This is a genomic window from Nocardia sp. NPDC001965, assembly GCF_053594175.1.
The window spans coordinates 350,570-361,710 of sequence record NZ_JBSFDZ010000001.1 but is presented as its reverse complement, the minus strand read 5'-3'; the positions used below and the strand labels follow the sequence as shown (position 1 = coordinate 361,710).

Genomic DNA, 11,141 nt, shown 5'->3' with positions numbered 1-11,141 from the left:
GTGTACCGGCCGGATCGGTCGGCTGCTGCTCGGCGGTGTCCGGCCGCGGCCGGTGCCGAGCGGTTGCTCACCGCGAGCCGGGTGGGCCGAGCTGCCGGGGGAGCGCGCGTCCGGGCGCTCTGCCCAGGAGCGTCCTTGTCGATCGTCACCGCCGACTGTTCATCGCCGGAGACGAGTCGTCCGGCCGGAGCGGCGAGCCACGACGATCTCGATCTCGCCGGACTCACGACCGGACGCCGATCGCAGGGTCGTCCGCAAGGCGCTGACGGGTACGCCGACACACCTGTGAGTGTCGGCGAGCGGGACCCGGCCCGGCCATCGGATATCCGGTCCGGTGACGGTGAACAGTCCCGGGGTGGAGGCGCGGCCGCCGCCACCCCGGGGCAGACGATTCCGCCCGATACCGTTCCTACCGGCTGGCGTAGACGACGAGCAGATCGCGCATGGCGCGAATTTCCCGGTTGGCCTCGTTCAACGCGGTACGCAACCGGTGGTTCTCGTCGAGCAGATCATCGATTCCGTGGTCGGTGTCCAGCGCGGTCTCCGCGGGCCGGACCCGGACCAGTTCGGCCGTCGGTTCCGCGGTCGTCTCCGGTGCCGGCTCGGTGGGCTCGGCCACCGCGGTGTCGGTCAGGGAACTCTCCTCCGGTTCGGCGGATACGACAGCTTCGGTGGGTTCGGCTGCCACAGCGGGCGTTTCGTCGGTGTTTCCGGCAGCACGAGTGCGGCGCCGGGGCTTCGCGGGTGTCGGCGTCGTGTCGGCGGGCGGGGCGCTCTCGGGGAGTCCGGCGGCCCGCACCCAATTGGCGAGAGTGTTCGTGGCAGGAAGCCCGCCCTCGCGTTCCGAGATCTGAGTGCACGCCGCATTGAGCGTTTTACCCTGGGTGAGAAGTTTTTTCACCCGGTTGACGAGTTTGGTCTGTTCTCTTTTCGAGTAACGCACTGCCATTCGACTTCCTCCTGCATTCCGGGCGTACGCCCGAAATTGAACCATTGTCCAGGCGTGCTGTCGTCCTCGGGTCCGGAGACCGCGAAGCCGAATTGGACTTCCGCACACAAGGAATATGCCGAATCGTGCTTTGTATCAATGGGTTCCGGTGCTGTCGAATATGCCCGGGGAGCGGTTCCCCTCGACCGTGGACAGGGGCAGGGCCCGTGCACGGCGGCCGGGTACGCCAGGGAAAGGTTTCCGGGCGACGCCCCCGATGTCGGTGTGCCGCCACCGCCCGGAGCGGATCGGCGACGACCACCGACGGGCGGGAACCGGACGCGCGGTCGGAACAGGCAGACGCGGGCCGGTGCGGGCCGCCGCGATCCGGTGCGTGGGCCGGGAAGGCCGGCCGGTGGTCGTCGCGCCGCCTGTCTCGTCTCGGCCACGATCGTGTACAGCACCGGGACCCGCTGTTACGTTGAAACCGCCTTCGGTCGTCGTATCGCATCGTGATCGCCTGAGCGCACAGGAGGCGGGAGAATGCCACCTCGACCACAGAACAACGGCGTCCGGTCGGGGAAACGGGCAGGCCGTGCCCGGTCGTGGCCCCGGGCTGTCCCTCCGCGTGGCCGAGGCGGAACAGGCTTGGCCGGTCCTGTCCGGCCGATCGCGTGACCCGGCACCGCTGCAGGAGTATCCGGCGGGGTCGCCCGGACCCGGGGAGATCGACAGGAGTCGATGACAGATATGGACTCGGCGGATATCCCGATTCGTTCCGGTATCCCGTGCGTAGTGGTGATGGGCGTATCGGGTACCGGTAAGACCACTACCGCCCGGTTGCTGGCGCTGCGCCTCGGGGTGCCGTTCGCCGACGCCGACGATCTGCACCCCCTGGCGAACATCACCAAGATGACTTCCGGTGTCCCGCTCGACGACAGCGACCGGGAGCCGTGGCTCGCGGCGGTCGGCGACTGGCTGCGAGCCCGTACGGCGGCGGGCACCGGTGGGGTGATCGCCTGTTCGGCCCTCAAACGCCGCTACCGCGACCGGCTGCGAGCCGGGGCGCCCGGCACCTACTTCCTCTTGCTGACCGCGGACCGGGACGAGCTGCTGGAGCGGATCTCGGCCCGGGCCGGACATTTCATGCCGTCCGCGCTACTGGATTCCCAGCTCGCCGCGCTCGAGCCGCTGCAGGCCGGCGAGCACGGTGTGACGCTGCACGGCAGCCGCGATGCCGAGCATGCCGCGGCTGTGGCGGTGCGGTGGCTGCGGGAGGCGGCCGCCGCGAACGACCCGGGGTGACCGGTATCGATCGCGGCCGTGACAGCCGTCGCCCGCGCGGCGATAATGGCTACGGACCGTGGTTCGACCGCGAATTCCGGCGAGCGGATGTGCCGGCGCTTCGAGGATGATTCCAGGGAGGCCCGATGGTTCGGATTGTTCCGTTGAACTGGGTTGGCTCGTTCTGTAATTTCGGTGGCCCGCTGGCGCCGGGGGAGACGGACCACTGGTGGGCGGCAGGCGGCGAATGGGGCCGGGAGAACCGGCTCTACCTCTTCTCCGCTTTCTGTGACAACGGCAGCGAGATAGCCGTCCGGAATATCACCCATTACCGCGGCGGGCACGACGAAACGCATTTCGAAATCCACAACGGTGGCGTGGGCGAACCCGTCTGCTACTACTTCTACATAGCCTGGTCCAGTCCGATAACCGTCTGAGGGGGGACCCGTGCGCGTGCAGATCGAATACGACGAGGACGGCCGGATCACCGCGGTATCCGGTGTCGTCGCCGTGGAGCATGCCGACGGTGACATCGGCCGGTCGGCCCGCTTCGTACGGCCCGGGCATTTCATTCTCGACCTCGATACCGAGGTGATGGTCGACGCGACCGATATGGCGGGGTTGCGCCGGCTCGCGACGCAGCACTCGATCGCCGATCATCCCGAGCATCCCAGGCTGGTGCGACGCGATACCGGCGAATGACACAGCGGTGTCCGGAGACCGCCACGGCCCGCCCGGTGAATTCACCGAACGGGCCGCGCGTCACCGGCGTGGTGGCTGCTGCTCAGCAGCCGGTCGCCACCGGCTCGCCGCGGAACCTGGCCTCGACGAAATTCCAGGCATCGGCGAAACCCGCTGCGGCGGCGGTCATATGTTCGGCGATATCGTAGGTGGTCAGTTTCACCGGCGCTCCCGCCCGGCAGGTGCGGCCGGCATATTCGGCGATACCGTCGTACGGCGTGAGGGTGTCGTAGCGGCCGTGCCACAGATAGGTGGGAGCAGTCGGCGCACCGTCGAAGTAGCGCAGGCTGTTCTCCCGCAGCACCTGATGCGCCTCGGGGCTGTCCATCAGACTCTTGGACGCGGCCATCTGCTCCGCACTGCGGAAGGCGCCGTGGAAGAGCAGGAACCGGCGGCACGCGTCATGGGTGAACTCCCGGAACCACAGGCCGTTCTCGTTGAGCTGATCCGAGATCGGCAGCCGGTCGGGGTATTCCCGCTCCAAACCCATGGCCGCGGCGAAGGCGAGACCGAAGCCGGGGTGCGGCGCGAAACCGAGACCCAGCGCCATCTCCTCCAGATCGGCCGGGATTCCACCGGCGGCAACTCCGGCGATCTTCAACTCCGGCGCGTAGGTGGGGTGCAGCGCGGCCGCCCAGCCGGTGGCCAGCCCGCCCCCGGAGTAGCCGGCCAGGGCGACGGGCGAATCGGTGAGGCCGAGCTCGGTGACCCGCTGCACGGCGCGGACGCTGTCGAGGGTGACCATGCCGCTGAGCCGGCCGGCGGCATAAGCGACATTCGGTCCGAGGTAGTCGGGTACCGAGATGGCCCAGCCGCGCCCGATCGGCAGCATCGCCCCCACCGCGTCCTGGAGTTCACCGTTGAACAGCGATCGCGACGGATTGCACCGGGTGCCGAGCGAGTTGATCAGGGCCTGATAGGAGACCAGCGGCGGATTCTTCACACCGGCCGGGAGCAGCACCGTGGTCATACCCATGATCGGGTTGCCGAGAGAGTTGGTGGACCGGAAGGCTACCTGCCAGCCCTCGGTGCCCACATACGGGCCGGAATCGATCTTGCGGGTGCGTACCACGTCGCCGGGTTTCAATGCGGCGAGGTCGGGGGGCGCGGTGTAGAAGGGGTCCGGATCCGGTTGCGGGTAGAGCGGTTCGGCGGTGGCACCGCCGGCGAGGATCCCGACCGAGACGAGGGTCAACAGGAGGACCAGGATGCGAGTGGAGACTCTGGACACGTTCTTCTTTCGGACATCAGGAATCGACCGGCGGTGCGGCCCGGCGGTTGTGTCGCCGCGTCGGCCGTCGCCATGAGGAAGGTGCGCGGCAGGGCAGCGAACGGCTTCGGTCGCTGCCCTGCAGGTTGAACCGCGGCGACGGCCCGCGGGCAGCGGACTGTCGCTCGAACGAACTGTCTGCGTTGGCTTGTGGCCGCGTCCGAGTTCTGCTCGACGCGCAACTCTACGACGATCGGCCGATGGAGGGGAGCTCCCGGGCGCGAATTGCCGGAATTCTGCTCGAATTCATAATGCTGCGCGGGCGCCGCTGGATCGGTCACAGCGGACTGTCTCTTGCACGTCCGGGTCCGTCCGTGCACACAGTGGACCGGACCCGCTTCGGATATTCGATGAGCCGAGGTCTGCCTGTCGGGAGAAGGCCCGCTCTCGTGGCAGAAGCTTCCGGCAGCCGCTCGGCCCGGGTGGCCGACCCGCCGGGGCACGGTTCGGGATGCGCGAACCGTGCCCCGGCGGCTGTCGGTGAGGGGTGCGAGGAGCCGCCCGGCTCAGGCGATCGCGCCGTACCGGTAGTCGTCGAGCGGGAATCGCACCGCTTCGCGGTGGGCGTTGACCGTACTGGTCGGGCGCAGCAGTGCCGCCTCGCCGTGCTGGTTGAAATAGTAGCTGCGAGCTGTGGCGCAGTCGCCGCCGTAGAAGACCGAGGAGCCGAGTTTACCGGTCACCCGGTCCAGGAATTCCGTGTTCGCCTGTTCACTCACTTCGAATGTGGTCTCCCCGCGCCGGGCCATTTCTCCGAACAGCCGGCCCATATGCTTCATCTGCGCCTCTATGGTGGTGAAGTAGGAGAGGCCGCTGTAGGAGTACGGACTGTTGAGACTGAGGAAATTGGGGAACTTCGGCACCGTGATGCCCTCGTAGGCCTGGAAGCGGTTTTCCCGCCAGAATTTCCCGAGGTCCACACCGTCGCGGCCGATGATCTCGATGGCGGGGAAGTTCACATCCCACAGGTTGAATCCCGTGGCGAGGACAAGGGTGTCGATCTCGGTTTTCGTGCCGGCGGCGGTGACGATTCCGTCCGGTTCGATCCGTTCGATCCCGCTGGTCTCCAACCGGACGTGCCCCTGGTTGAACGTCGCGAAATAGCGGTTGGAGAAGGTGGGGCGTTTGCAGCCGAAATCGTAATCGGGGGTGAGCTGATCGCGGGTGTGCGCATCACGGACCTGGACGCGCAGATGTGCCCTGGCCAGCAGTGCGGCCGCCTTGTTCAACGGTTTGGCCTGTTTGTAGTGCAGCACGCCGATCACCATGAGCGCCTCCAGCGCGGTGGTGTTGGCCAGCCGGGCGACCTTCTGAGCGGTGGGGACCCGGGCGAACAACCGCTGGACAGCGGGCGGGATGGGCATATCGACCTTGGGCACCACCCAGATCGGGGTGCGCTGGAACACGGTGAGTTCCCGGGCCCGGTCGGCCACCTCGGGTACCAGTTGGACGCTGGTGGCGCCGGTGCCGATGATCGCGACCCGGCGGTCGGTGAGGTCGTAGGTGTCGTCCCAGGCTGTGGTGTGGATGATCTTCCCGGCGAAGGTCTCGATACCGGGGAAGGGGGGAGTGTAGGGCTGGGAGAGGAAACCGGTCGCGGTGAGCAGATACCGTGCGGTGACCGTTTCACCCCCGGCGATCGTGACCGTCCAGTGCTGGTGCTCGGCGTCCCAGCGCGCACCCTCGACCGAGGTGCCGAAGCGCATACGCTCGCGCAGACCGTACTTGTCGGCGACGTGCTCGGCGTACTTCTTGAGCTCCGGGCCCGGCGCGAACAGGCGCGACCAGTTCGGATTGGGTTCGAAGGAGTAGGAGTAGGTCACCGAGGCGATATCCACGGCGAGGCCCGGGTAGCGGTTGACGTGCCAGGTGCCCCCGAGATCGGATTCGCGTTCGAGGATCACATAGTTGTGCAGGCCGAGACGGTCGAGCTGGATACCCGCCCCCATACCGCCGAATCCCGCACCGACCACGACCGCGTCGTATCGAGGTGCCACGCCGAACCTCCTGCTGCTGTGCTGAACCTGTCGCGTCGCGCTGAACGACCCATCATAGAATGACACATCATTCCGCTTGTGATGACAGTATCATCGGTGGCGTGACGAAGCCATCGACGCGGGCCGAACGCCGGAAGGCGGAGCTGCGCCAGGAGATCATCGATACCGCTTTCGTCTGTTTCGCCGAGAAGGGGTACCACGCGACCGGGATCGCCGATATCGCGACCGAGCTGGGCATCGGGCACGGCACCTTCTACCGCTACTTCAGTAACAAGCGCGACATCATCGACCATGTGATCGACGATCTGGCCGCCCGGATAATCGACGCGCTGGGCACCGACAACGCGCCCGACGCGGCGACCACCCTGGACCAGTACCGGGCGCAGATCGACCGCATCGGCGTCGCGCTCACCCGGATCCTCGTCGCGGACCGGCGGGTGGCGCAACTGTTGCTGTTCCACGCGACCGGTATCGACGACGAGCTCACCCAGCGGCTCTACGGACTGCTCGACACCGCGGACACGTTGACCGCCGGATATCTGGAGCACGGTGTCGAATTGGGTTATCTGCGCGCCGATCTCGATACGCTCAACACCGCTCGGGCGGTGACCGGAATGCTGCTCGCGGGGGTCGTCCACGGGCTGCGCGATCCGGACGAAGAAGCGATAGCGGCACTGAACCAAGCGATCCGGCGGCTGCTGGTGGACGGGGTCCGCCGGGACTGAGCGCGCGGGCATGCGGTGATCCTCACCGCGCGCGGGCCGGACCATCGCGTCACGCGCCCCTACAGTGGAGGCATGTCGCCGGTTGACGAATGGCATCCGTCCACCGTCGCTGACTGGAGTGACGAACGTCGCCGGGCCAGGTTGCGCGAAACGCGACCCGGTCACGGATGGAAGACGTTGCGCCGCACCAGAATGGCGTTGATTCGGGTAGCCGCATTGTTGATGATCGTCCTGATCGCGTTCGCGCAGTACTGGGAGCACGATGTCGAGCCGGAGCGCGATCGGCTCGCACTCACCGAGCCGGCGCTGTTGCCGATCGCCGAACCGGCCCGCCCGGACAAGCGTGACAGTGCCGTGGTCGATCTGGTGGGTCTGGGCAATCTGAACGCCAGCGATACCGCCGCTTCGCTGCCGGCGCTGCGGGAGATGGGCGCGGTCTGGGCGATCCGCTACGACAACCGCGGTATCGATACCGAGGTGATCGCGGATCTGATCATTCGCGCCGCCATGATGTCCGGGGTGCGCAATATCGTGCTGACCGGGCACAGTATGGGCGGCGTCATCGCCCTCGAGGTCGCCCAGCACATCCATACGGGCAGCGACCGCAGATTGGTGGGTGTGCTCTTGGACTGCACACCGCTGGATCTCGACTCGGTACGCCCCGAGAGCCGCGGTCTCGGTGAGGACATGGTGCGCTGGATGGGCTGGCTGCCCGGTGCGCGGGAGAGTCGCGGATTGCGGACCGTGGTGGAGACCTACGCCCGGCGCGACGGGTTCGTCGACCGCAGTGGTGTACCGGGGATCCGGTTCGGCGATTTCCGGACCGCGGTGGGGCAGGTACTGCGGGACAAGATCTTCAACGCCGACGCCGCCAGCAACGGTCTGATCGAGGCGCAGTTCCTGGCGATCGTGGCCGGCGGTGCCACCGACAATCTGCGCGCGATCTCCGGGCCTGCGCACGGAAAACCGCGGCCGGCCGTCGTCTTCATCCGCCCGCACAAGGCGAGCCGGGACCGGGTCGTGGATGTCGCGCACACCCAGCAGGTATTGATCGACAAGGTCGGTGGGGTCGACGGCAATCTGCTCGTGGTGAAGCCGCGGGGTACCGGGCACGCCGACCCGCGGCAACGCCCCGCGGAGTACAACAAGGTGATCGCCCAGCAGGTGCTGCCGTTCGTGGAGCGCTACCAGGCACGGATCAGCAGTATCGCCGCGGCGGTGCCGGCACGATACGGTGCCGGTGAGTCCGCCCCACCGTCCGGCGATCGCGCGCCGGAGGTCACCGCACCGCCGCGGCCTCCGGCGCCGGACCGGTGAGGTATCGCTGAATCGTCGGCCCCAGCCAGGCGACGACCTCCGGGGCGGTCATCGTTGCCACCGGCGGAAACGCCAGGATGAATCGGCACAACGCCATGCCCAGGATCTGCGACGCCGCCAGTCCGGCGCGTAGTGGTCCCTCGTGGGGGGCGCTATCGGTTTTCGCGACCACCGGTGCGAGCTGGGTGGCGAAGATCGAGCGCATCTTTTCCGCCACCGCCTCGTTGGTGACGCCCGCGCGTAAGAGGATCAGCAGCGAGTCGTCGTTCTCCCACCGGTCGAGGAAGTGCGCGACCAGGGCCGGGCCGATTCGCTCGCGCGGAACCGCGGTGAGATCGGGCAGTCGCAGATCGAATTCCGCCGCGGCCGCGAACAGCCGTTCCTTGTTGCCGTAATAGCGCATCACCATGGCCGGATCGATATCGGCGTCGGCGGCGATCGACCGGATCGTCGCCCGGTCGTACCCATCGGCCGCGAACCGCTCGCGGGCCGCGGCGAGGATGACCGCTTTCGTTTCCGCTGAGGACCTTCTCATGCCAACGATTGTAGGCCAACGCCTGTTGACAATGGTGGGCGGCCGGGCATAACGTCGATGCCAACAAGTGTTGACCTCCTGAGAGCAGGTAGAACGATGACCACCGAAATCGCAGATGTCCTGATCGTCGGCGCGGGCCCGGTCGGTCTCACCGCCGCGGTGGTGCTGACGCAGCTCGGCCACGATGTCGTCATCGTCGACGGCCAGGCCGCGGGCGCGAACACCTCCCGGGCGGCGGTCGTGCACCCCCACACCCTCGAACTGCTCGAGCCCTACGGCGTCACCGCGCCGCTCGTCGCACGCGGGCTGCACACCCCGGACTTCACCATCCGTGACCGGGATCAGGTGCTGATCGCGGTCCCCTTCGACGAACTGCCCACCGCCTACCCCTACGCGCTGATGATCTCGCAGGCCGATACCGAGAAATTCCTCCTGGAACGGCTCACCGAACTCGGCGTACCGGTGCGCCGGCCCGTCGAGGTGACCACGGTCGTCCAGGACGCCGATCTCGTCACCGCGACACTCGCCGACGGCGAACAGATCCGCGCCCGCTACCTCATCGGGGCCGACGGACTGCACAGCACAGTGCGCGAACAGGCCGGTATCGGCTTCGCCGGCGGCAGCTATGCCGAATCGTTCAGCCTGGCCGATGTCCGGGTCTCCGGTGGAGTTCCGAAGGACGAGGTGATCCTGTACTTCTCACCGGCCGGTCTGGTCGTGGTGGCGCCGCTGCCCGACGGTATGTACCGGATCGTGGCCACGGTCGACGAGGCGCCGCACGAACCCGATATCGCGTTCATCCAACGGCTGCTAGACGAACGCGGCCCGAAGGCGCAGCCCGCGGTTGTCGAGGAAGTGGTGTGGGGTTCGCGGTTCCGCGTGCACCACCGCGTTGCCGACAGCTTCCGGGACGGCCGGATCCTGCTGGCGGGGGATGCTGCCCACGTGCACTCCCCGGCCGGCGGACAGGGGATGAACCTCGGTATCGAAGACGCGGTCACCGCCGCGACGACGCTGTCACGGGTGCTGCGGGGCGAACCGCAGGCGCTGCTCGACGAGCACGCGGCGGCCCGGCACCGCACGACCGAATCGGTGGTCGCGATCGCCGGCCGGCTCACCTCGCTGGCGACCATGCCGGCCACCGTACGTCCCCTTCGGAATATCGTCATGCGCTTGGCCGGCAAGACCGCGCGGGTGCGCAACAACCTCGCGTGGCGGTTGTCCGGTCTCGACCGGCGTTGATTCGAAACTGTTCTCGTACAGAGGAATACGAAGATGAAAACAGTCGACGAGCGGTTCGCCGAGCAGGTCCGCCTCATCGACCCCACCGATTCGGGCTTTCTGCTGCCGGCGGCCGAGGTCGGCGGCCGGGCCGGGCCGTTCGCGCTGCCCACATCGACTCGCCGTCGGTTGCTCGGGCACGCCGGTGCCGTCTGCGCCCGGTTGGCAGAGCATCCGGATGTCACCGAGCGACGGTGTTCCGTGCGACATTGCGGCCACCGGGCGAAGGTACACCGCTGCTGCGGCGGAAGAATATCCGGCCGGCGCGCTTCGATGTCGTGGTTCTGGTTCGCACCGAGAGCGTCGCCGCGGCCGTGGCGCTTCGCGCCGGACCAGTATGGCAGGAACTGGCTGAAACGTTCGAGGCCGGAGCACGTCGCACCGAGGTGATAGCCGCGAGCAACCCCGCTCGGATCGCCGATGTCGAGCCCAGCGCCGACAGATGGTTCCTGTTCAATTACTTCCACTGCGATGACCGGCAGACCGTCTTCGATGTCCGGCAGTACACCGCGGGCTGGTTCCAGTACGAGACCTCGCTCCCGGATTCGGTGCTGATGCAACCGTTGCCCGGGGAACCCGACGACTACAGTCTGGTCAATCACGCGAGCTGGCCCGCGCTGCGTACGTTCCTACCCGCTCTGCTGTCGCGGCGGTCGTTCCGCTCGTTCGTCCTGGCGAACTTCGCCGCGAACGGCATCGCCGCGCAGCCGATCATATATCGCGCACAGCGCTGAACAACAGGACGAGAACGTTCGCGACGCCCGGCGGAGTCCACCGCACCCACGGTGGACTCCGCCGGGCGTCAGTCGCCGCAGGTACCACAGGAGATATCGATCAATGATCCGAAGTCCGCTTTCTGGGTGATCACGTTGACCGAGATATCGATACCACCGCTCTCGCGCACCACGGCGTCGGCATGATCGTTCACCGCGGCCGCGTCGAGAGCGTCCACGACGGCGGTCTCGGCGCGACCGCCGTCGGCGCGGATCTTCCGGCGGTGGCGTCGGGGGTCGCCGCAGTCCGGCCCACCAGGTGACACTGGGCGCCGGCTGCCGCGAAGCCC

Annotated in this window: 12 protein-coding genes; 7 read left to right on the top strand and 5 right to left on the bottom strand. The window is 67.5% G+C overall.

The features are described from left to right. Positions 1 to 409: 409 nt before the first annotated feature. Positions 410 to 949, bottom strand: a complete 540-nt coding sequence (locus ACWCPQ_RS01670) for a hypothetical protein (protein ID WP_449893553.1) — start codon at positions 947 to 949, stop codon at positions 410 to 412. Positions 950 to 1,669: 720 nt separating this feature from the next. Between ACWCPQ_RS01670 and ACWCPQ_RS01665 the strand changes: the two genes are divergently transcribed. The 3 genes from ACWCPQ_RS01665 (at position 1,670) to ACWCPQ_RS01655 (ending at position 2,914) form a co-directional block, all read left to right on the top strand. Continuing rightward, positions 1,670 to 2,233 carry a gluconokinase gene (locus tag ACWCPQ_RS01665; protein WP_449893551.1) on the top strand — a complete coding sequence of 188 codons (564 nt, stop codon included), beginning with the start codon at positions 1,670 to 1,672 and terminating at the stop codon, positions 2,231 to 2,233. Positions 2,234 to 2,358: 125 nt separating this feature from the next. Then, positions 2,359 to 2,649: a hypothetical protein gene (locus tag ACWCPQ_RS01660; RefSeq protein WP_449893550.1), complete on the top strand. Its 291-nt coding sequence runs from the start codon at positions 2,359 to 2,361 to the stop codon at positions 2,647 to 2,649. Between the two features lie 10 nt (positions 2,650 to 2,659). Beyond that, positions 2,660 to 2,914, top strand: a complete 255-nt coding sequence (locus tag ACWCPQ_RS01655; protein ID WP_449893548.1) for a hypothetical protein — start codon at positions 2,660 to 2,662, stop codon at positions 2,912 to 2,914. 82 nt (positions 2,915 to 2,996) lie between these two features. On the opposite strand, the gene ACWCPQ_RS01650 is transcribed toward ACWCPQ_RS01655, so the two are convergent. Then, positions 2,997 to 4,163, bottom strand: a complete 1,167-nt coding sequence (locus tag ACWCPQ_RS01650) for a lipase family protein (protein WP_449894367.1) — start codon at positions 4,161 to 4,163, stop codon at positions 2,997 to 2,999. Between the two features lie 566 nt (positions 4,164 to 4,729). Next, on the bottom strand, positions 4,730 to 6,220 hold the full coding sequence (locus ACWCPQ_RS01645; RefSeq protein ID WP_449893546.1) for a flavin-containing monooxygenase: 1,491 nt from the start codon (positions 6,218 to 6,220) through the stop codon (positions 4,730 to 4,732). Between the two features lie 59 nt (positions 6,221 to 6,279). Here ACWCPQ_RS01645 and ACWCPQ_RS01640 point away from each other — a divergent pair, with 59 nt between their 5' ends. Both ACWCPQ_RS01640 and ACWCPQ_RS01635 read left to right on the top strand, forming a co-directional pair. After that, the gene (locus tag ACWCPQ_RS01640; protein ID WP_449893544.1) at positions 6,280 to 6,945 is read left to right on the top strand and encodes a TetR/AcrR family transcriptional regulator; all 666 of its coding nucleotides are present in this window, start codon (positions 6,280 to 6,282) and stop codon (positions 6,943 to 6,945) included. 72 nt (positions 6,946 to 7,017) lie between these two features. Then, the gene (locus tag ACWCPQ_RS01635) at positions 7,018 to 8,262 is read left to right on the top strand and encodes an alpha/beta fold hydrolase (protein WP_449893543.1); all 1,245 of its coding nucleotides are present in this window, start codon (positions 7,018 to 7,020) and stop codon (positions 8,260 to 8,262) included. Here ACWCPQ_RS01635 and ACWCPQ_RS01630 read toward each other — a convergent pair. After that, the gene (locus ACWCPQ_RS01630) at positions 8,225 to 8,797 is read right to left on the bottom strand and encodes a TetR/AcrR family transcriptional regulator (protein ID WP_449893541.1); all 573 of its coding nucleotides are present in this window, start codon (positions 8,795 to 8,797) and stop codon (positions 8,225 to 8,227) included. The genes ACWCPQ_RS01635 and ACWCPQ_RS01630 overlap by 38 nt on opposite strands. Before the next feature lie 96 nt (positions 8,798 to 8,893). On the opposite strand from ACWCPQ_RS01630, the gene ACWCPQ_RS01625 reads away from it, so the two are divergent. Both ACWCPQ_RS01625 and ACWCPQ_RS01620 read left to right on the top strand, forming a co-directional pair. Further along, the gene (locus ACWCPQ_RS01625; protein ID WP_449893539.1) at positions 8,894 to 10,039 is read left to right on the top strand and encodes an FAD-dependent oxidoreductase; all 1,146 of its coding nucleotides are present in this window, start codon (positions 8,894 to 8,896) and stop codon (positions 10,037 to 10,039) included. A 233-nt stretch (positions 10,040 to 10,272) separates the two neighbouring features. After that, a complete protein-coding gene (locus ACWCPQ_RS01620; protein WP_449893537.1) occupies positions 10,273 to 10,812 on the top strand; it encodes a hypothetical protein in 540 nt (179 codons plus the stop codon). A gap of 68 nt (positions 10,813 to 10,880) precedes the next feature. Here ACWCPQ_RS01620 and ACWCPQ_RS01615 read toward each other — a convergent pair whose 3' ends face one another. Further along, on the bottom strand, positions 10,881 to 11,030 hold the full coding sequence (locus ACWCPQ_RS01615; RefSeq protein ID WP_449893535.1) for a hypothetical protein: 150 nt from the start codon (positions 11,028 to 11,030) through the stop codon (positions 10,881 to 10,883). Between the last annotated feature and the right edge of the window lie 111 nt (positions 11,031 to 11,141).

Coding starts and splice junctions, on each gene's coding strand:
- ACWCPQ_RS01670 (WP_449893553.1), bottom strand. CDS start 949: ATGGCAGTGCGTTACTCGAAAAGAGAACAGACCAAACTCGTCAACCGG.
- ACWCPQ_RS01665 (WP_449893551.1), top strand. CDS start 1,670: ATGACAGATATGGACTCGGCGGATATCCCGATTCGTTCCGGTATCCCG.
- ACWCPQ_RS01660 (WP_449893550.1), top strand. CDS start 2,359: ATGGTTCGGATTGTTCCGTTGAACTGGGTTGGCTCGTTCTGTAATTTC.
- ACWCPQ_RS01640 (WP_449893544.1), top strand. CDS start 6,280: ATGACACATCATTCCGCTTGTGATGACAGTATCATCGGTGGCGTGACG.
- ACWCPQ_RS01635 (WP_449893543.1), top strand. CDS start 7,018: ATGTCGCCGGTTGACGAATGGCATCCGTCCACCGTCGCTGACTGGAGT.
- ACWCPQ_RS01630 (WP_449893541.1), bottom strand. CDS start 8,797: ATGAGAAGGTCCTCAGCGGAAACGAAAGCGGTCATCCTCGCCGCGGCC.
- ACWCPQ_RS01625 (WP_449893539.1), top strand. CDS start 8,894: ATGACCACCGAAATCGCAGATGTCCTGATCGTCGGCGCGGGCCCGGTC.